This is a genomic window from Ruegeria sp. ABV3_008, from assembly GCF_056161185.1.
The window spans coordinates 17,669-35,437 of the sequence record NZ_JBSWYP010000021.1 but is presented as its reverse complement, the minus strand read 5'-3'; the positions used below and the strand labels follow the sequence as shown (position 1 = coordinate 35,437).

The window sequence follows — 17,769 nt, the reverse complement described above, 5'->3', positions numbered from 1 at the left end:
AGGTGGTTACTCGTGCAGTTGAAACAAAAATCCGCACGGTATGCCTGAACGCATAACCCTGCGGTCTGTTGGTTCCGAGCTCTCTGCACCTCCTTTCCCGGCTAAGCCGACGTCCCCGCTGAAAAGAGATTCGCGAAAATGCGCGAAAAGCGGGCGTTAAAGGAAAAACCTTCGCAATCTGAAGTAGAGGAAGCGTCGCAGCCTTTAACAAAGCTGCCAAGCTATCGAAAAGCTCTAGAACGGTTAGGTTGTTGAAATCCGGGGCTATTGCTGGAAGGGTCGCAGTTTACACTAATAAATGCGACCTAAACCCTACGGATTGGACGTGGACGAAAGAAGCCGTTGGATTCCCTCTACTTACCCGAAATACCCGCAATACGACCCTAATCAATAGTTCTAGGACCAATTGTCAAACCCCAATATCCAGTTGCTGACACCCTACATTTCATCTAGAATAAATCCATATTTTTAAGACTATTTCGGCTTTTGAACTGCCCGAATTACTTGCGTGAATACTGTAAACTGCAGTTCGGTTTTTAGTGGGGGGACAGTAATGATTGACCCGTCTGAACGTGACTACGCCTTCCAGAATACCAAGACTGAAGACTTTTCAATTCACTTTATTGGTCGAGAGCTTTTTCTATCTAATCAAACCCTCAGAAGCGTCCAGAACGAATTTGATGTTTGTGTGTCCCGTTTCGATTCACTGGGCGACCTGAGCTCAGCCAAAGCACACGCTAGCCGCGTTCTGGTTGTAGATCAGGTCATGCTTGAGGACCTGCTGGAACGGCCAAGCGAATATGCGGCACAAGTTCCGTTCGGGTGCCTCGCCTTTTCCTACCGCAAGGACGCCGCAGCCCGGCATCTGTTTGAACGCTGGGATCGCAGTCGCTACGGCGAGATCGGCTTTCTACCTATGAACGTCGCCCCTGACGTGTGGCGATCAATCTTGAGGTTGCTGATGCATGAGCAGCTTCATCTGCCCAGTTTCCTCGCCGATTGTGTCGCGGGCCCTCAGGCGACCCCCTGCAAGTCACCTGCATCCTCTGTTACGCCCAAGCCCGTCAACACTCAGCAGGTTGAGCTTTTCGACAGGCTGACGAAACGGGAAAAAGAGGTCCTCAGGTTGGTGTCTCAAGGGCAGAGCAACAAGGTCATCGCCGCCGGGTTAGGGATTACGGAACATACCGTCAAACTTCACATGCACAATGTGGTCGGCAAAATCGGGGTCAGCAACCGCACGGCCGCCGCTCATTTCTATTTCGAGGTTGCGCCTTTTGATGCGCTAAGCCCCCGTGTTGGCTGATCTCGTGGAAGAGCGGTTTGATCGGCTGATCCTGCTGGTGGGGCGGTTGAACTATATGTGGACCAACACCGAAAGCCTGCTGATCCACCTAATTGCGGGTCTGGCAGGCACCAGCAAAGATGCCGCCGTTATCATCTTTCTGACCCTGAACACGACCCGAGCCCGGATTGATCTGGTTGAGCGGCTGGCAAAAATGGATGGCCGCTCCGAGGGCATTCGGGACCCGATCCTGGAGCACACAAAACGGCTTGGAAAACTGTCCGGCATCCGCAACCGGTTCAATCATTGCATCTATTCGTTTGATCCCGAAAGCGGCAACCCCAAGACCATCCTGATGCGCATTGCGGATCGGAAAACAGACATCAAAATGGGTCGCACGGATACTCTGGATGGTGAGGCCCTGCGCGAGATTGAACAGGTTGTCGAAGACCTGTCCACCCTGAACCGAGATATCTGGCAGCTGATCACAAGGCTCGACTATCCGGTCTAAGGAGCTGTGTGTGGTACCCGCGGCCGGACTCGAACCGGCACGGCCTTCCGGCCCAGAGATTTTAAGTCTCTTGTGTCTACCATTCCACCACGCGGGCAACCTGTGTCGACCCGAGGTCGGCACGCGTTGAGAACTACGCCCATAGCTTTGCGAATTCAATGCGCTTCGCGGTGAAAAACGGCTGAAAAATCGCGCAAGTATCGCTGTGCTATAGGAGTCAATTCGGCAAGCATGGCCACTCCGCGATCACCTGCCCCTCTCGCACCGCTAAAACCGTTCCGAACAGGTTCAGAACAGCCTCGCTCCGGCTCGGGCGGATCAACGCGATGTCACCGGGTTTGACGGCATGGCTAGCGCGGCCAGTCCAAACCTCCTGATTGCTCGATCGCCCGAAGACCGAGGAATAAGTGAACCCGCCGGGGTGAACGGGTTGGCCGGGGAAATGCCCTCCGAAGATCGCGATATGGGTTTTGCGCTTGGGTAGGAATTCCAATCCGGGCAGAGGGTTTGACGGCATGACCTTGAGAACAGGGCTGGCCAGAAACGCAGCCGGTTGAAAGCCAGTGGTAGTTGCGTGGTCGAAATCGGATGGCTTCACGAGGGCTGAACCAAACGCGACCTCGGTGGCTGGCCCGGGTGCGCGGTAGCTCTGAAATGTCAGGCTGCCGCCGGTGTTTAGGCAATACCCCGCGCCTTCAGGCAGTGCAGCCACGGCATGTTCAAACGCTTTGGCGCTGGCCTTCGTTGCCCGCGACTTGAGGACACCGGGCAGCTTCGCCAAATGCGCCTCATACCCCATGAGCCCGCTTAAACGCGTGTTTGGATGCGCCGAGATAGCTCGCGCGAGTTCGGCAACCTGATCCACCTTCAACCCACCGCGATGCAGGCCGATATCCACCTCAAGCGACAAACGCATAGTCGTTTGGCTTGTTTCAGCCAAGGTCAGATACGCGCGCAGGCGTTCGGGGGTGTCGATCAGCCATTGCACTCGGTCTTCGGCGTCTGGGCAAGACTGCAACACACGCGCGGCAGAAGAAACAGGCAACGGTTTTCCGGTCAGATGGTCCGTTTCTTGTTCCGCTTGCAGTAGCTCCATTAGCATCGGTTCGGAGAAGCTCATCAGACCGGAGCTGGGGATCAGCCCGCGGATATAATCCAGCAACGGCAGGCAAGGCAGAGATTTTGCGACCAAGCGCCGGTCCAGTCCGGGGTCAGCTGCGGCCCGTGCTGCCCGGCAATTTGCCTCGACCCGATCCAGGTCTATTGCGACGACAGGCTGATCGACCCCGTGGGTGCGCAAAGCCTCGGACAACCTGGTGAGGTAGGGATCGCTCATGGCCGGAACAACCGAGCCAAGGCGGGCGTCATGAATTTGCCCTGTGGGTCCAATTCCTCACGCAGGGCGCAGAACCGGTCGAAATCCGGATACAGGCCGGACAAGTCTTTGTAGGAAAGACTGTGCATCTTGCCCCAATGCGGGCGCCCTCCAGCCTCGAGAAATAACGGTTCCAGAGCGTTGAAATAGCGGCTGTGATCTTCACCCGCATCCGTGTGCAGCGCGATCGAGATCCGTGGGCCGCCCTGAAAAGGCGACAGGCAGGCCGTGTCACCCGCCGTCTGGCGCACTTCGATCGGAAAATAGATGTCCTTGTGGTCACGCTCCAGACGGAGAAAAACCTCGGCCAGGACATCACCAGCGATATCGGCGGGTAGATGATACTCCATCTCCTTGAACCGAATATGTCTGTCGCTGCACAGCACCCGCCAGCTTTCGCCCACGTGATTCTCATCCGACTGAGCCAGCGTGAGCAGGTTCAGCAGCAGCGTGCGCAGACTGGGACTTAAGCGTCCAGCGTTGCGGGCAAGCTTCAGCACCTTGACCGCCAACATATCCAGATCGCGCGGGGCCTTGCTTTCGGGGTCTTCGGTGACGGCGTGTCGCAGCTCGACCGCTTTGCCGGTGAAGGGGATGTAGAAGAACTCAAAATTCCGGTTCTCGGCCCAGTTCCGATGCATGTTGGCCAAGACATCCGGCAGATCGGTCAGTGTGACTTGACGACGCAGATTGTATTTCGGCACGACATTGATCCGCGCCTCGGTCAGGATGCCCAGCAAGCCCAGCGTCACCTGCGCCATCTCCAGCGGGATTTGCGAGGTGGTCAGCATGTCACCGGTCGCACCGATGAACTTGGCATCTGTAATCTCGGCCGCAAGGCAGGGCAGAGTGCGCCCAGTGCCGTGGGTGGCCGTGGATGCAGCCCCGGCTAGAGACTGCGTGTTGATGTCACCCAGATTACGGAACGCCACACCCTGCTCGGCCAAAGCGGGCGAAAGATCACGCAGACGTGCATTGGCATTGACCCAAACCTGCCCATCTTCGACTGGTCCAACCGTAGGCAAATGCAACTGTGACAGATCCAATATCCGTTCGGCACCGCCCACGATTGGGGTAAAGGAGTGCCCTGCCCCGACAACCCGCAGGTTTTCAGGTTCTGCCACCATCGTCCGCAGCTGATCCAACCCCATAGGGCGCGCAATCGAAGCGGTGGCGGTTTCGTTCCCTGCCCAGTTTGCCCACATGCCTAAAATCCTCCCAGAGAGAGGATTGCAGCCGAGGCACGGCCAAACAAGTCAGGATATCAGCGCATTACGCTACGTGAGGTTGCCCTCAGGCGGCATCCGCCCGCTGGGCCGCGACCTTTTCGAACCAGCTGACAATCGCCTCAAGATCCGGGGATAGCTGTTCTGCCGCCCCGCCCGTGAAGGCCTGAAACTTCTCATCATTCAACCCGTTCACGCCCAGCAGAACAGGAATGTCCTGTGCCAGCGCCTCGGCGATGACGGGGCGGAAACCGCGCCCGTCGGCCTCGTGCTTGCCGAATTTGTTGATGATCATCAACTGCGGGTCATTGGCAAGCGTGGCCATGACCTGTCCTACAGCCTGCTCGAGCGCCGCAGGATCCAGACGGCAGCCGCGCGCATGCTCGCCCAGGGATTGCGAGATACGGATGGTCTCGCCATCCGGTAGTACCTGCACATCCATATCGCATTTGCTGCTATCGGTGCATTCCGTGTTGGTCTGCACGACCCCCGCCAGTTTGGCACCACGCGCCAGCAGGTGTGCGGCGACGGCGCTTAACAAGCGGTCGGTCGCGCCGCGATCGTTGGTGGTAACATAGGCCAGATGCATTTTTGGACCTCGTAAGTCGGAGTTCGGCATATCAGATAGCACGGGACACGCGGGTCGACCACTCCTTGCGTCAGGGAAGTGGCGAGACGCCGATCACAGCGCCGTGCAAGCCGATGAGAACGGCAAAGACGGCAAGCGCGGCAAGCCACACGTGAAGGGGCGGCCACGGTAGGGGCGCGCGCAGCGAAAACCGCGCCGTATTGCGCGACAGGCGAGGCCAGCCGTTGCCCAATGAACGGGCTCTGCGGCGGTCGATCAGCGTCATGCCCTGCGCGGCAAAACCGGCGAATAGGCCAAACAGGATCACATGAGACAAACTGCCATTCGCCAGAAGATGCGCCCCGGCCCACAGCGTCAGCGCCGCCAAAAGTGGATGGCGGGTGGTGCGCAGAATACCGGGGCGCTCCGGATCAAAACCCGCCTTTCCCAGCCCACCAAAGGAAAACGGGTTACTGATGGTCAGTCCGGCCACCGCGAGCCAGCACACCACCGGCATCACGACCAAAGGCACCCAGCGCAGCACCGGCCACGGAGGGATCACCTCGACATAGGGCGCGTTCGCTGCGGCCACGATCAGCCATGCAAGGATGATGACGGACAATGCCGAGTACGCCAGAAGATACCCCTTTTGCCCCAGAACCTTTACCAATCTGGCCCGCACCGGTGCCCGCGCGGGAATGGCGTGGCTCAGGAAAAACGCCGTGAAAGCCGATATGAATGGCACCCAACTGGACATGGACTCTCCGATAGATGTTTAGACACGTGTGGCGGTATCGTGCCGATTTGGTCTTGTGCCAAATCAAGTACTGGCTGCGGCCCGGCCACGTCTACGTGAAATCGCCTTGCGCAACGCAAGTGACGCACTAGGGTTGACCTCATGGCGTTGCGCATTCTGTTTATGCTCCTTTTGCTTCTGTCTTCCTGCGGGCGTCCCCTGACCGAGCAGGAACGCGGCTTTGCAAGCGCGGTGCAAGGCACGACCTTGGATCTGGATAGCGTCCGGCTGGTAAAAGGGGCTCCCGTCGTGCCAGTCACCTATTTCCGCGAAGCGCGCCCGCGTGAGGCCTGCCGGGAACGCATCCTGCCCCCTATCGAGGCAGGGGTAGTCACCGGAAAACCGGCCGCCGTTGCCCTGTTCAACAAAGTCTATTTCGCGCGCGATTGGTATCTTGAGGACTATATGTCCGACTACCCCGAAGAGATGAACCTGATCGCCGCGATGTTGCTGGCACACGAACTGACCCATATCTGGCAGTGGCAGAACCGCGAGTCCACGGGCTATCACCCTCTGCGCGCCGCAGCGGAACATGGCGGGCGCAAAGATCCGTATTTGTTCGATCTGGAAACCTCGCCCGATTTCCTGTCCTACGGGTTTGAACAGCAGGGCGCGATTGTCGAGGAATATGTCTGCTGTCGTGCATTGGACCCTCAGGCGCAGCGCACCAAAAGGTTGCACGATATGCTGGGGGAGCACTTCGATCTGTCCCCGCTGCCACAGACCGGCCGTGAGCGGGACATCGCAATCCCTTGGAGCGAGGCAAAGATCGAAGGCATCTGCAGCTAAGGCTTAGCTGTCCTGCAGGGTTTTCAGATACTCCACCAGATCCACGATGGGCTGGCTGGTGAGGATCGGCTGCCCATCGGGCGTCTTGATCGCGGTGTCCTGCCCTTCGAAATACGGGCCATAAACTGGCATCGGACTGCCGTGGCTCACCAACGGATCACGCCCGTCAATCCGCCCCACCACGCGGGCCGTAGGGAAAACACCGTCTGCATTTGCCAGTGTCTTCAGGTTGGTCGGCTGAATGACAAGCACTCCGGCCATCGGCCCATGGCCGGTTGCGTCAATCCCATGGCAGGTGGCGCAATAGTGCTGGTAAAGCTCGGCACCTTTCTCTGCATCCTGCGCCCAGAGGGGGACAGACATGGCAAACAGAGCTGACGCCGTTGCAAAACAAAGCTTTGTGATCATCGCATCCTCCTACCACAATTGCTGTCAACAGGCTTGCCCGCTGCGCGGCTTGGCGCAATGATCCAGATCAACGAATACGGGTAAAGAGGGTTCGGGCTATGACACAATACGCAGCCATCATGTTGGCCGCCGGGATCGGAGTCCCAATCCTGGCAGCTTTGAACGCGGCGCTCGGCAAGCTTATCGGCTCGCCGACCACAGCAGCTGTGATCCTGTTTGCCATCGCCTTCGGGTCTGCCGCGCTGGTGATGGTGGTCTTTCCCGGTTTTGAGGCGCTGTCAAAAGTGGCTCAGGCGCCAAAACACTTGTTGCTGGCGGGTGTTCTGATTGCTTTCTACGTCCTGTCGATCACCCATGTCGCGCCGCATTTCGGCGTCGGCAATGCCGTGTTCTTTGTCCTATTGGGACAATTGATCAGCACGGCCGCCATCGACCATTTCGGCCTGTTCGGCGCGCAGGTCACGCCACTTACCCTGATGCGCGCAGGCGGGATTGCGGTGATGGCAATCGGAGTGGCGATCACTCAACTGGCTTGAGCACTCCACCTTCCAACCTGACGATGCGGTCCATCCGCGCGGCCAAGTCCAGATTGTGCGTGGCGATCAGCGCGGACAGGGCCTGGTCGCGCACCAGGGTCATCAGAGCCTCGAACACTTGATCCGATGTATCCGGGTCAAGGTTACCTGTCGGTTCATCCGCCAGCAGAACGCGCGGTGCGTTGGCCAGAGCGCGACAGAACGCAACCCGTTGCTGCTCGCCCCCGGACAGTGCCGCCGGTCGGTGATCGGCGCGTTGGGCCACTCCGACGCGATCCAACAGGGACATCGCCCTGCCCTGCGCGTCGCGCTCGGACACACCGTTGGCGAGTTGTGGCAGGGTGATGTTCTCGAGCGCTGTGAACTCAGGCAGCAGATGGTGGAACTGGTAGACGAACCCAACATCCTGACGCCGTACAGAGGTGCGCGTACGGTCGCCTTTTCCTGCAAGATCCTGACCCGCAATCTCAACGTTACCGCTATCCGGCGTGTCCAGCAGCCCGGCGATATGCAAAAGGGTCGACTTGCCCGCACCCGATGGCGCAACAAGCGCGACGGCCTCCCCTGCCTGCAACTCCAGATCAATCCCGCGCAAAACCTGCACTTCTCCCGGGGTGCCCTTTAGGTAGGTTTTCGTCAGGCCGTTCAGCCGCAAGCTTACATCATTCATAGCGCAGCGCCTCAACAGGGTTCAGCCGCGCGGCGCGGCGGGCAGGGAAATAGGTGACAAAGAAAGACAGGCCCAGAGACAGGCCAATCGCCTTGAGAACATCGCTGAGGTGAAGCTCGGCGGGCAAGGCGTAAATCCCACGGATCGACGGATCCCAAACTCCGCCGCCCATGGCGTAGTTCACAAACGAAAAGATGGGGTCGATATAGAGCGCGAACAGGCAACCCAGGATCACTCCCATGACCGTGCCGATGATGCCCGTGAAGGCGCCGCAGATGAAAAACACCCGCAGGACCGAGCCCTCGCTGAGACCAATGGTGCGCAGGACACCTATGTCTCGGCCCTTGTTTTTGACCAGCATGATCAGGCCTGAGACGATGTTCATCGCCGCAATGAGGACAAGGATCGACAAGATGATGAACATCACGTTGTCTTCGACCTCTAGTGCCCTCAGGAACCCGCCCGAGGCATCCTGCCACGTCCAGATTTGGCTGCGCTCGCCTGCAGCCTCAAGGATGGGGATCAGGATCGGATAGAGGTCTTCCGGGCGCTCAACCATGACCTCGATCTCGTCGGCGACGCCCTCACGGTTAAAGAAACTCTGCGCCTGCGAGAATGGCATGTAAACCCGCGTGCGGTCGATATCGTAGCGCCCGGCCGAGAACACGTAGACAACGCGATATGCATTCACCCGTGGCGACGTTCCAAAGGCGGTTTTGACCCCGTTGGGCGAAGTCAGCTTAACGGTGTCGCCAACCGTGGCACCAATGCTGCGCGCTACGCCGGAGCCGATGGCGATGACGTCTTCGCCCGTCTGAAACTCGGACAGATCGCCAACCGCTTCCTCGCTTTCCGCAATCCCCGGCAAATCACGCAGATCGTCGGGGCGCATCCCGAACACCTGAACGCCACTGCTGCGGTCGCGGTTGGTGATCAGCACCTGCCCTTTGACCAAGGGCGCGACCCGTTCAACCCCGGGCACCTGCGCCAGACGCGCCGTGCGCTCCTCAAAATCTGCAATGGTCCGATCAACCCGCCCCTGTGCGTCGATCTCACCCGAGGAATAGACCGTCACATGTGCGTTAGCCCCTAGAATGGTGCCAACGAATTCGGCCCGAAATCCCGAGCGCACCGCTAAAGTGGCAATCAGGGCAAAAACAGCCAATGTGATCCCGATAAGCGAGATCCAGGTCATCACGCTGACGCCACCCTCGGCCCGACGCGCACGTAGGTAGCGCCAGGCGATCTTCCATTCAAAAGGGGCAAAAGGCGGGGGTGTTTTGGCCATGCCTGCTCCGGGTTATTTTCTGGTTTGGTGCGACCCTTTCGGCATTTCGCCCGAGGGTCAAGCCGCTTGTCCTTATAGGTCAGCTCGAAAGCGCGGAAGTTTGCTGCAGAACCTCTTCGGTCACGTGGCGATCGCATATGCCACGCGTTTCAAGGGCCGCATAGACTTGCCCGCGCAAATCCTCTGGCAAGTTTGCAACCGCCCTGTTGTGCAGCCCGAGGGTCAGCGATCTGTCGTCCTGCAGCCGCGCGACCAGCTTAGCCAGTTCATCCGTGGAATAAGTCGGCCACATCCCAATATGCGCAGGGTCAGCGGGTTCGAACCACGGCGCATAGCCATCAGGTGACTTCAGGCAAAACGCGTTCATCAACATGAACTCTGATGGCCGCCGTCTAGACGCGAAAAGCGCCTGAACCGAGCCGTAGCGTGTATTGATCTCATCAAGCAGCGAAAGGATCAGCGTCCGGCGTACCGGAAAGGGCGTTGAAAACGTCGTGGTACGCAGGTCGTCCGTCAGCGTTTGTTCAACACCCAAAGCTTCAAGGCTCTGGAGCAACCAATTGTGGTGATAGTCGCTTTGAACTGGCATGAACTGAATACGTGCTGGTCCTTGGGGTGAGAAGAACTCGCCTTCTTCGAACGACCGCAGGAACAGGTTCTTGGTATCGAGAATGACGATGTTCTCGGCCTCTGCCACCCGCGCCGCGCCCAGTTTCAGTACCTGTTGCATGCGGTAGCCATTGTTGCCCCTCCATCCGCTTTTGCGGATCAGGGGAAGGCGATAGCGGTCTTCGATGAGGATACGATCTTTCAGCGGCCGCCGGGCAGTGTGCCCCTCGCCCAGCAACACCTCTTCGCCCTTCAGAATCCGCACTTTAGGACGCAGCGGGCCATAGTACTGCAGGATCGGTTCGATCTTCGCTGCTAGCCCGGCCTCATCTATATCGTTCAGAATAACATGGATCGAGGCCACCTGATCCGGCGCAACAAACCTGGCCATAGACATCGCCTGAAGCCTGAGCAGCGGATAATCCTTGGAATAGACAATAGTGGTGAAACTCAGCACGAACCTGCGGCCTTTCTCTGGGGCGTGCCCTCGTCTATCAGCAAATCTGCCGAGGTCAAATTGCACTGCCTCCAGATCGAAACGAATCACTTACCGGTCCTTTGGCAGGGTAAAAGTAGTCTTGCCCGCCAATTGGTTACACCAGAGGTTGTGACGACCTTCACAGACAGGCCGCTATTGTTTCAGCTATGAAGTCAATATCGGCATTGCGTGAGGCACTGAACTCAAAATGCCACAACAATTGAGCAATTTTATTTCGCTTTTTGCTTAATATCAGAAACTTTGTCACCCTGACTTTGGGGGAACACATTTGAAAGAGCGGGGGTCGCTCATGAATATTCAAAATACAACACTTGGGACGGGCCCGATTTTGGCCCACAAACCTTCATCAGATTTGGATTGTGAAACTGCGGCACTGCTTCGTGCTGCGATCCGTCCGATCTTTGCAAGCGCAGTTAGCTGGAACAATTTGGCCGAGGTCCTGAGGGACAAAGGCTATCGCCTTGCCTTTCGCGAAGGGCGTCTTTGCGTAACCGACCGCGACACCGGCGCACGCATCTGCGGGATCCGGTTTCTGGGCTTTGAGCTTCGGGAACTTGTACGCCGCATGGGGCGTCCGATCGTTGTGGCCCGCGGGAACGACGCAGACGGCGACATTCTGACTGCGCGGCCGGCCGTACGGGCCTAAAAACTGCGCCAGAATTGAACGGACCGGCGCAGGGTTTTTGCCAGACTGTGGCGCGCGGCGGTCTTGATCGGCTCGGGTGTGTCGGGTCGCCGTAACAGTTCCCAGATCAGACGAGCAGGCATGTGACCACGTCGATAGAACCCGGCGAAATCATCCAGACTGAGGGCTTTGGCGGATTTGAATCCCGTGTAGTAGTTCATCCAGACCCGAGCGTAATCCTTGCCGGTCGCGTCCTGATCACTGGTCGCGCCACGATCCCAGAATAGTGAGATCGGCTCATCCATACGCTCACCCTGATAGCCCGACCCGATCAAGCGCAGCATCAGGTCATAGTCGGCAGCAATACGGAACTGGCTATCGTGCCCGCCCAACGCCTGAAACACATCACGACGAATGAAAACCGAGTTATGGCAGAACGGCATGCGCTGCAGGATGGCTTTCAGCGACATGCGCTTTTCCATCGTCTCGCCACCATCCTCATAACGGCGCAGCGTTGAGCCATATAGGAAGTCAGGCTTGGTCGCCTCCAGCCGATCTGCGGCTTGGTTGAGAATAGCATCCGAGGCCAGCGAGTCGTCAGAGTTCAGGAACAAAAGGTACTCACCCTTCGCTGCCCGCGCGCCCTTGTTCATCGCGTCATACAAGCCGCCATCCGTTTCGCTTATCACGGTCGTACGCGGCATCCTTTCGGTCAACTCGTGCAACATAGCGACAGTGCCGTCGGTTGAGGCACCATCCTGGATGATATGCTCAGCCCGCGCGCAATTCTGGCGCTGCATGCAATCCACAACGCCTTTGAAACTGTCCTGCCGCCCTTGGGACAGCAGGTTGTAGGTCGCAGTGATGACCGAGATGAGCGGATCAGGCGATCTGCTCATAAATCCCGGCAATTTTGGTGACGGCGGCTTCGGGGCTCAGTTCTTCGCTTTCGCCTGAGCGGCGACAGGTCAACTCGACCACACCGTTTTTCAGGCCACGCGGCCCGACGGTGATGCGCCATGGCAGACCGATCAGGTCCATGGTGGCGAACTTGCCCCCTGCCCGCTCGTTGCGGTCGTCGTAGAGGGGCTCAAGGCCCAGAGCGGTCAGAGCACCATAGAGCTTGTCACAGGCCGCATCCGCCTCTTCATCGCCCTGTTTCAGATTGACGATGCCGCAGTGGAACGGCGTCACGCCCTCGGGCCAGATGATGCCTTTGTCATCGTGGCTGGCCTCGATGATCGCGCCGATCAGGCGGCTGACACCAATACCGTGGCTGCCCATGTGAACCGAGGTTGGCTTGCCATCGGGGCCTTGAACGGTCGCGCCCATAGCCTCGGAATATTTGGTGCCGAAGTAGAAGATCTGACCCACTTCGATCCCACGCGCCACGCGGCGACGTTCCTCAGGGATCTGGTTGAACAGCGCCTCATCATGGGTTTCGTCCGTGCGCGCGTATTTTGAGGTGAACTCCTCCAAAATCGCCTGACATTGCGCGCGGTCATCATAGTCGATCTGACGGTCGCCAAAGGTCAGGTCGGTGACGGCGCTGTCATAGAATACTTCGGATTCACCCGTGTCGGCCAGAACCAGGAACTCGTGAGTGTCATCGCCGCCGATGGGGCCGGAATCGGCGCGCATCGGGATCGCCTGCAGGCCCATACGTTCGTAAGTGCGCAGGTAGCTCACCAGATGGCGGTTGTAGGCGTGCAGCGCGTCTTCCTTGGTCAGGTCGAAATTATAACCATCCTTCATGTAGAACTCACGCCCTCGCATCACGCCGAAACGCGGGCGGATTTCATCGCGGAACTTCCACTGGATTTGGTAGAGGGTCAGCGGCAGGTCCTTGTAGCTGCTGACATGGCCGCGGAAGATGTCGGTCACCAGTTCCTCGGCCGTGGGCGTATACAGCATGTCGCGACCATGGCGGTCCTGCATCCGCAACATCTCTTGCCCGTAGTCATCATAGCGGCCAGACTCGCGCCACAGGTCCGCCGATTGCAGGATCGGCATCTGGATCGCGATATGGCCTGCCCGCGCCTGTTCCTCATGTACAATGTTTTCAAGCTTGCGCAGGACTTTGAAGCCCAACGGCAGCCAGGAATAGATGCCGGCAGCAGCCTGCTTTATCATCCCGGCGCGCAACATCAGCCGGTGGCTGACGATCTGGGCCTCGGAGGGGTTTTCCTTGAGAACGGGCAGAAAGTAACGGCTAAGGCGCATTGGGTGACCTTCAAAGGTGGATTTGAGCTTTTCAAGGTGATTATGCCAAACCCCCGCCGGGGGCAATCGGCCATTGGTGATTTTGCGACCTCAGGTCCGTCGCATTTTTTATTGACCCGCCAATCAGGAACTTCAAATGTGACGGAAATGTAAAATCATGAGGCCCCGATGCAGACAATCTCGGAACCCGCCCGTCAAATCCCTGTTGTTCACCAGACAGATGTTCTGGTCGTAGGCTCTGGCCCCGCTGGTCTGGCCGCCGCCTTGGCTGCTGCACGCGCAGGGGCAGAAGTGTCGCTGGTTGACCGGTTCGGCTGTATGGGCGGCAATATCACCGCCGTGGGGGTCGAAGGATTCGCCTGGTACCGCCACGAACAAACGGTCGAGGCTGGGGGCATCGGCATGGAGTTCGAGACCCGAGCGAAAGACATGGGCGCCGCAGTGCCGGAAAGTCAGTCGCTCAGCTATGAGCTGGACAGCGAAGGGTTCAAGCTGGTTGCCGACAAGCTGGTCGAAGAGACGGGCGTGCATCCGATGCTGCACCGTCAGTTCGTCGCCCCCATCATGGAGGGGGACCGGATCACTGGCATCATCACCGAATCCAAAGCCGGGCGCGAGGCGATTCTGGCCAAGGTCGTGATCGACGCGACCGGAGACGCCGACGTTGCCCACCGCGCTGGCGCCCCCACTTATAAGACCGCGCGTGAGGATATGATGGCCGCCTCGGTCATGTTCCATCTCGCCGGTGTCGACAAACGCGCCTTTATGGAAGGCGTCAAGGCCGACCCCCAGACCTATAAAGACTGGGGTGGCGGTGGCGAGTGGAACATCGAAACCTCGGGCAAAGAGGACGACATGTTCTCGCCCTTCGTTCACAAGCCCTTCCAACAGGCAATTGATGAGGGGTTGATCCCGCCTCATCTAAACACGATCGCAGGTACCTGGGGTGCGATGCACGACACGGGTGAGCTGACCTATATGAACCTCATCCATCTGGCGGAAATCGACGGCACCGACCCCGACAGCCTCACAAAGGGTGAGATCGAAGGCCGGCGTCAATCCATGCTCGCCATCGAGGCGCTGCGTCGCTTCATGCCGGGATGTGAAAACGCCCGACTACGGAATTTCGGGATGACCATCGGCATCCGCGACACGCGCAAGATCGACGCGGTCTACAACATGACCGAAAATGACGCGCGCCATCAGGGCCGGTTTGAGGATACGATTGGTATCTATCCCGAGTTCATCGACGGCTACGGCATCCTGATCCTGCCGACCACTGGCCGCTATATGCAGGTGCCCTATCGCTCGATGCTTCCCAAAGGGATCAAGGGACTTTTGGTTGCCGGACGCTCGCACGGGGCCGACAAAGTGGCCCATGCGGCCACGCGCAACATGGCGTGTTGCGCGGTCATGGGACAAGGGGCTGGCATTGCAGCCGCCTTGTCACTGAAAAGCAATCAGGAGCTGCACAGCATGAACCTGGCCCCTGTTCACGCTGAACTGGACCGGCAAGGTGTCAGGATTCACTGATGGACTACATTCCGACAATCGACCTCAGCCCTTTGCGCGACGCCGCGCATCCTGACCACGACCAAACCGTTCAACAGATCTTGGCAGCCTGCACGGAGATAGGATTTCTATCGATCACCGGCACTGGCATTCCCCAGGCAACCGTTGATGAGGTGCGCGACACGGCGCGCGCGATCTTTGCGGTCGAAGAGGCCTCAAAATGGAAACAAGCCATCACCCGCGAGAACTATCGCGGGTTTATCCCGATGGGGTTCTTCACGCCAAATGACGGCTCGGGCAAAGCCGACAAATACGAAGGCTACAAGCTGCATCACGAAGTCGACGCTGATGCTGCAATCCGTGAAGATTGCGGGCTGTATGGCCCAAACATCTGGCCGGTCGAAGTGCCGGGGTCACGCGATGTCATCCTGACCTATTGGTCGATGCTGGATGACGTGGCAGACCTTCTGCTCGCAGCGCTCGAAACCGGACTGGGTTTGCCGGAACGCCAATTGCGCGACGCGTTCCGCGACCCGATGACCAACATGACCCTGCTCCACTACCCTCCGCAGGCGCCAGATGAGGGCGGCTATGGCATTCATCCGCACAAGGACACGGACGCGCTGACCATCATCGCCCCCGATCCCGTCGGAGGGCTCGAGGTACAAACCCGCACCGGAGACTGGATCACGCCCGACTGCCCGCCGGGCGGCTTTGTCGTCAATATCGGCGACATGCTGGAACTTTGGTCGGGCGGTCGATTGAAATCCACGCCGCACCGCGTCGTCAACCGATCAGGGCGCGAGCGGTACTCGTTCCCCTATTTCGCCGTTCCGCGTCATGATGTGGTTGTTGAGCCTCTGCTACCCGCCCTGCCCGGCTTTGACCGCCCCGCCGTGCATTGCGGCCATTGGTCCGCTGAAATCTGGCGCACCAACTGGCCGGACGAGACCGCGACAGGGGATACTCCGGAACTTGGCACGCTGACCGACTGACCCGCAGAAACCGAGGCCCATGAACCGCTTGCATCGCCGCGCGTCATGGGCCAAGAACATGGCAACGCTGTGCAACAAAGGGATGCGCCATGGCTTTGCCGGTTAAGGATCAGCTGAGATACTGGGGCATCGCCACGGTTGTCTTTGTCGTGATCCTGTGGGCCTTGGGCGACGTGCTTCTGCCCTTCGTGATCGGCGGCGCAATCGCCTATTTCCTCGACCCCGTCGCCGATCGGCTGGAAAAGCTGGGGTTGTCGCGGATGGCTGCCACCGGGATCATCACCGTGGTCGGCGTCCTTGGATTTGTGCTTGCGATTCTGATGGTTGTGCCAGCTCTGGTCACGCAGTTGATCGACCTGGTCGACATAGTGCCCAGCCTGTTCCAGGAGCTGCGCGCCTTCATCGAGAAGCAATTCCCGTCGATTCTAGACCGCGAATCCAGCTCGCACCAGTTCCTCGTCGGGCTGGGTGAGACGCTGAAATCCAAGACTGGGGATGTGCTGGAATCCGTTGTGGCCTCGCTTGGCTCGGCAATCAACGTGGTGGTGCTGCTTGTCATCGTGCCTGTCGTCTCGGTCTACCTGCTGCTGGATTGGGACCGCATGGTCGCCCGGATTGGAGAGCTGCTGCCCCGCGACCACGCCCCTACCATCAAACGTCTTGCCGGTGAGATCGACAACGTGCTGGCCTCATTCGTTCGGGGCATGGGCACAGTCTGTCTGATCCTTGGCACTTACTACGCGGTCGCCCTGATGCTTGTCGGGCTACAATTCGGCCTGATCGTCGGCTTCATCGCCGGGCTGGTGACCTTCATACCCTATCTGGGCGCGTTGATCGGCGGCACTTTGGCCATTGGGCTGGCGCTGTTCCAGTTCTGGGGGGATTGGGCGCATATCGGGCTAGTCGCAGGTATCTTTGCGCTGGGACAGGTGACAGAGGGCAACTTCCTTACGCCTAAGCTAGTCGGCGACTCGGTCGGCCTACACCCGGTCTGGCTGTTGCTGGCCTTGTCGGTCTTTGGTGCACTTTTCGGCTTTGTAGGAATGCTGGTCGCCGTTCCAGTCGCGGCAGCTTTGGGTGTGCTGGCGCGGTTCGGGACGTCGGTTTATCTGGATAGCCGCCTATATACCGGCCTCGAAAGCCAGGATCAGGACAACGCGTAAATGGCTCGACAATTAAGCTTCGATTTGCCCGCCATAACCGCGCTGGGGCGAGAAGATTTCTTTGTCTCTCCGGCGAATGCGCTTGCGGTTGCGATGATCTCGGCCACCTCATGGCCCGGCAACAAACTGGTGCTGAGCGGCCCGGCGGGCGCGGGAAAGACCCACCTGGCTCATGTCTGGGCCGCCGAAACCGGCGGGCGCATCATCAAAGCCCAGGGGCTGCGCTACGAGGACGTGCCCGATCTGGCGCGTAGCCCGATTGCGGTTGAAGACGTTCCGATGATCGCAGGTGATATCGAGCAGCAGAAAGTGCTGTTTCACCTGCACAACCTTGTTCTGGCCGAGGGTCACGCCCTGCTGATGACGGGTCGTCTGGCGCCGAAATTTTGGCAAATGCCGCTGGCGGATCTACAAAGCCGGGTCGAGGGCGCGCATCACGTGGCGCTTGATCCACCGGATGATGCGCTACTCTGCGCGGTGCTTGCGAAACTGTTTGTCGACCGGCAGCTGAACCCCGGCCCCGAGGTGATTGCCTATCTGGTCAAGCATATGGATCGACGCTTTGAAACCGCCGCCGATGTGGTCGCACAGCTGGACGATTTCGCGCTGTCCGAGAAACGGGATATCACGCGTGCCTTGGCGATCCAAGTCTTGAAAATGGACCCTGACGATGGCGAACCGAATGATTGAC

At 58.8% G+C, this 17,769-nt stretch carries 19 protein-coding genes and 1 tRNA gene; 9 read left to right on the top strand and 11 right to left on the bottom strand.

Annotated features, from left to right (window positions below; all coding sequences use genetic code 11):
* Nucleotides 1-688 precede the first annotated feature (688 nt).
* A complete protein-coding gene (locus tag ACXAH8_RS22350; RefSeq protein WP_475220715.1) occupies nt 689-1,306 on the top strand; it encodes a helix-turn-helix domain-containing protein in 618 nt (205 codons plus the stop codon).
* Complete coding sequence (locus ACXAH8_RS22345) at nt 1,296-1,796, top strand: hypothetical protein (RefSeq protein WP_475220714.1); 501 nt, start codon at nt 1,296-1,298, stop codon at nt 1,794-1,796. Before ACXAH8_RS22350 ends, ACXAH8_RS22345 begins: the two co-directional genes overlap by 11 nt.
* Nucleotides 1,797-1,807: 11 nt before the next feature.
* On the opposite strand, the gene ACXAH8_RS22340 is transcribed toward ACXAH8_RS22345, so the two are convergent.
* The 5 genes from ACXAH8_RS22340 to ACXAH8_RS22320 form a co-directional block, all read right to left on the bottom strand.
* Nucleotides 1,808-1,893 (bottom strand) — tRNA-Leu (locus tag ACXAH8_RS22340).
* Nucleotides 1,894-2,013: 120 nt separating this feature from the next.
* Nucleotides 2,014-3,132 (bottom strand): alanine racemase, encoded by a 1,119-nt coding sequence (locus ACXAH8_RS22335; RefSeq protein WP_475220712.1) that lies wholly within the window; start codon nt 3,130-3,132, stop codon nt 2,014-2,016.
* Nucleotides 3,129-4,376 (bottom strand): D-arabinono-1,4-lactone oxidase, encoded by a 1,248-nt coding sequence (locus tag ACXAH8_RS22330; RefSeq protein WP_475220710.1) that lies wholly within the window; start codon nt 4,374-4,376, stop codon nt 3,129-3,131. The genes ACXAH8_RS22335 and ACXAH8_RS22330 overlap by 4 nt, the downstream gene beginning before the upstream one ends.
* A gap of 88 nt (nt 4,377-4,464) precedes the next feature.
* On the bottom strand, nt 4,465-4,986 hold the full coding sequence (locus ACXAH8_RS22325) for a DUF2478 domain-containing protein (protein WP_475220709.1): 522 nt from the start codon (nt 4,984-4,986) through the stop codon (nt 4,465-4,467).
* Between the two features lie 70 nt (nt 4,987-5,056).
* Complete coding sequence (locus tag ACXAH8_RS22320) at nt 5,057-5,722, bottom strand: NnrU family protein (protein WP_475220708.1); 666 nt, start codon at nt 5,720-5,722, stop codon at nt 5,057-5,059.
* Between the two features lie 162 nt (nt 5,723-5,884).
* On the opposite strand from ACXAH8_RS22320, the gene ACXAH8_RS22315 reads away from it, so the two are divergent.
* Entirely contained in the window at nt 5,885-6,550 is a 666-nt protein-coding gene (locus ACXAH8_RS22315; RefSeq protein WP_475220707.1) for a hypothetical protein, read from the top strand.
* A 3-nt stretch (nt 6,551-6,553) separates the two neighbouring features.
* Here the strand turns inward: ACXAH8_RS22315 and ACXAH8_RS22310 are convergent, their stop codons facing one another.
* Entirely contained in the window at nt 6,554-6,958 is a 405-nt protein-coding gene (locus ACXAH8_RS22310) for a c-type cytochrome (RefSeq protein WP_475220706.1), read from the bottom strand.
* A gap of 98 nt (nt 6,959-7,056) precedes the next feature.
* Here ACXAH8_RS22310 and ACXAH8_RS22305 point away from each other — a divergent pair, with 98 nt between their 5' ends.
* The gene (locus ACXAH8_RS22305) at nt 7,057-7,494 is read left to right on the top strand and encodes a DMT family transporter (RefSeq protein ID WP_475220705.1); all 438 of its coding nucleotides are present in this window, start codon (nt 7,057-7,059) and stop codon (nt 7,492-7,494) included.
* Here the strand turns inward: ACXAH8_RS22305 and ACXAH8_RS22300 are convergent.
* The 3 genes from ACXAH8_RS22300 to ACXAH8_RS22290 all read right to left on the bottom strand — a co-directional run bounded on the left by ACXAH8_RS22300 (nt 7,478) and on the right by ACXAH8_RS22290 (nt 10,518).
* The gene (locus ACXAH8_RS22300) at nt 7,478-8,164 is read right to left on the bottom strand and encodes an ABC transporter ATP-binding protein (RefSeq protein WP_475220704.1); all 687 of its coding nucleotides are present in this window, start codon (nt 8,162-8,164) and stop codon (nt 7,478-7,480) included. The two genes, ACXAH8_RS22305 and ACXAH8_RS22300, sit on opposite strands and share 17 nt — an antisense overlap.
* Nucleotides 8,157-9,452 (bottom strand): lipoprotein-releasing ABC transporter permease subunit, encoded by a 1,296-nt coding sequence (locus ACXAH8_RS22295; RefSeq protein ID WP_475220703.1) that lies wholly within the window; start codon nt 9,450-9,452, stop codon nt 8,157-8,159. The genes ACXAH8_RS22300 and ACXAH8_RS22295 overlap by 8 nt, the downstream gene beginning before the upstream one ends.
* Before the next feature lie 79 nt (nt 9,453-9,531).
* The gene (locus tag ACXAH8_RS22290) at nt 9,532-10,518 is read right to left on the bottom strand and encodes a DUF6492 family protein (protein ID WP_475220723.1); all 987 of its coding nucleotides are present in this window, start codon (nt 10,516-10,518) and stop codon (nt 9,532-9,534) included.
* 331 nt (nt 10,519-10,849) lie between these two features.
* Here ACXAH8_RS22290 and ACXAH8_RS22285 point away from each other — a divergent pair, with 331 nt between their 5' ends.
* Nucleotides 10,850-11,206, top strand: a complete 357-nt coding sequence (locus ACXAH8_RS22285; RefSeq protein WP_475220702.1) for a hypothetical protein — start codon at nt 10,850-10,852, stop codon at nt 11,204-11,206.
* Here ACXAH8_RS22285 and ACXAH8_RS22280 read toward each other — a convergent pair.
* Both ACXAH8_RS22280 and proS read right to left on the bottom strand, forming a co-directional pair.
* The gene (locus ACXAH8_RS22280) at nt 11,203-12,084 is read right to left on the bottom strand and encodes a glycosyltransferase family 2 protein (protein WP_475220701.1); all 882 of its coding nucleotides are present in this window, start codon (nt 12,082-12,084) and stop codon (nt 11,203-11,205) included. The two genes, ACXAH8_RS22285 and ACXAH8_RS22280, sit on opposite strands and share 4 nt — an antisense overlap.
* Nucleotides 12,068-13,408, bottom strand: coding sequence for a proline--tRNA ligase (gene proS, locus ACXAH8_RS22275; protein WP_475220700.1), 1,341 nt, complete (start codon nt 13,406-13,408; stop codon nt 12,068-12,070). The genes ACXAH8_RS22280 and proS overlap by 17 nt, the downstream gene beginning before the upstream one ends.
* A gap of 168 nt (nt 13,409-13,576) precedes the next feature.
* On the opposite strand from proS, the gene ACXAH8_RS22270 reads away from it, so the two are divergent.
* The 4 genes from ACXAH8_RS22270 to ACXAH8_RS22255 all read left to right on the top strand — a co-directional run bounded on the left by ACXAH8_RS22270 (nt 13,577) and on the right by ACXAH8_RS22255 (nt 17,768).
* A complete protein-coding gene (locus tag ACXAH8_RS22270) occupies nt 13,577-14,941 on the top strand; it encodes an FAD-dependent oxidoreductase (protein ID WP_475220699.1) in 1,365 nt (454 codons plus the stop codon).
* Nucleotides 14,941-15,915, top strand: a complete 975-nt coding sequence (locus tag ACXAH8_RS22265) for an isopenicillin N synthase family dioxygenase (RefSeq protein WP_425083790.1) — start codon at nt 14,941-14,943, stop codon at nt 15,913-15,915. The genes ACXAH8_RS22270 and ACXAH8_RS22265 overlap by 1 nt, the downstream gene beginning before the upstream one ends.
* Before the next feature lie 89 nt (nt 15,916-16,004).
* A complete protein-coding gene (locus ACXAH8_RS22260) occupies nt 16,005-17,078 on the top strand; it encodes an AI-2E family transporter (protein WP_170378059.1) in 1,074 nt (357 codons plus the stop codon).
* Entirely contained in the window at nt 17,079-17,768 is a 690-nt protein-coding gene (locus ACXAH8_RS22255; protein ID WP_425083791.1) for a P-loop NTPase family protein, read from the top strand.
* Nucleotide 17,769: the final 1 nt, after the last annotated feature.

Bases quoted from the DNA above. Each gene is read 5' to 3' on its own strand.
- ACXAH8_RS22295 (WP_475220703.1), bottom strand. From the start codon at position 9,452: ATGGCCAAAACACCCCCGCCTTTTGCCCCTTTTGAATGGAAGATCGCC.
- ACXAH8_RS22285 (WP_475220702.1), top strand. From the start codon at position 10,850: ATGAATATTCAAAATACAACACTTGGGACGGGCCCGATTTTGGCCCAC.
- ACXAH8_RS22310 (WP_475220706.1), bottom strand. From the start codon at position 6,958: ATGATCACAAAGCTTTGTTTTGCAACGGCGTCAGCTCTGTTTGCCATG.
- ACXAH8_RS22325 (WP_475220709.1), bottom strand. From the start codon at position 4,986: ATGCATCTGGCCTATGTTACCACCAACGATCGCGGCGCGACCGACCGC.
- ACXAH8_RS22320 (WP_475220708.1), bottom strand. From the start codon at position 5,722: ATGTCCAGTTGGGTGCCATTCATATCGGCTTTCACGGCGTTTTTCCTG.
- ACXAH8_RS22270 (WP_475220699.1), top strand. From the start codon at position 13,577: ATGCAGACAATCTCGGAACCCGCCCGTCAAATCCCTGTTGTTCACCAG.
- proS (WP_475220700.1), bottom strand. From the start codon at position 13,408: ATGCGCCTTAGCCGTTACTTTCTGCCCGTTCTCAAGGAAAACCCCTCC.
- ACXAH8_RS22255 (WP_425083791.1), top strand. From the start codon at position 17,079: ATGGCTCGACAATTAAGCTTCGATTTGCCCGCCATAACCGCGCTGGGG.
- ACXAH8_RS22300 (WP_475220704.1), bottom strand. From the start codon at position 8,164: ATGAATGATGTAAGCTTGCGGCTGAACGGCCTGACGAAAACCTACCTA.
- ACXAH8_RS22305 (WP_475220705.1), top strand. From the start codon at position 7,057: ATGACACAATACGCAGCCATCATGTTGGCCGCCGGGATCGGAGTCCCA.
- ACXAH8_RS22265 (WP_425083790.1), top strand. From the start codon at position 14,941: ATGGACTACATTCCGACAATCGACCTCAGCCCTTTGCGCGACGCCGCG.
- ACXAH8_RS22315 (WP_475220707.1), top strand. From the start codon at position 5,885: ATGCTCCTTTTGCTTCTGTCTTCCTGCGGGCGTCCCCTGACCGAGCAG.
- ACXAH8_RS22330 (WP_475220710.1), bottom strand. From the start codon at position 4,376: ATGTGGGCAAACTGGGCAGGGAACGAAACCGCCACCGCTTCGATTGCG.
- ACXAH8_RS22335 (WP_475220712.1), bottom strand. From the start codon at position 3,132: ATGAGCGATCCCTACCTCACCAGGTTGTCCGAGGCTTTGCGCACCCAC.
- ACXAH8_RS22280 (WP_475220701.1), bottom strand. From the start codon at position 12,084: ATGAGCAGATCGCCTGATCCGCTCATCTCGGTCATCACTGCGACCTAC.
- ACXAH8_RS22260 (WP_170378059.1), top strand. From the start codon at position 16,005: ATGGCTTTGCCGGTTAAGGATCAGCTGAGATACTGGGGCATCGCCACG.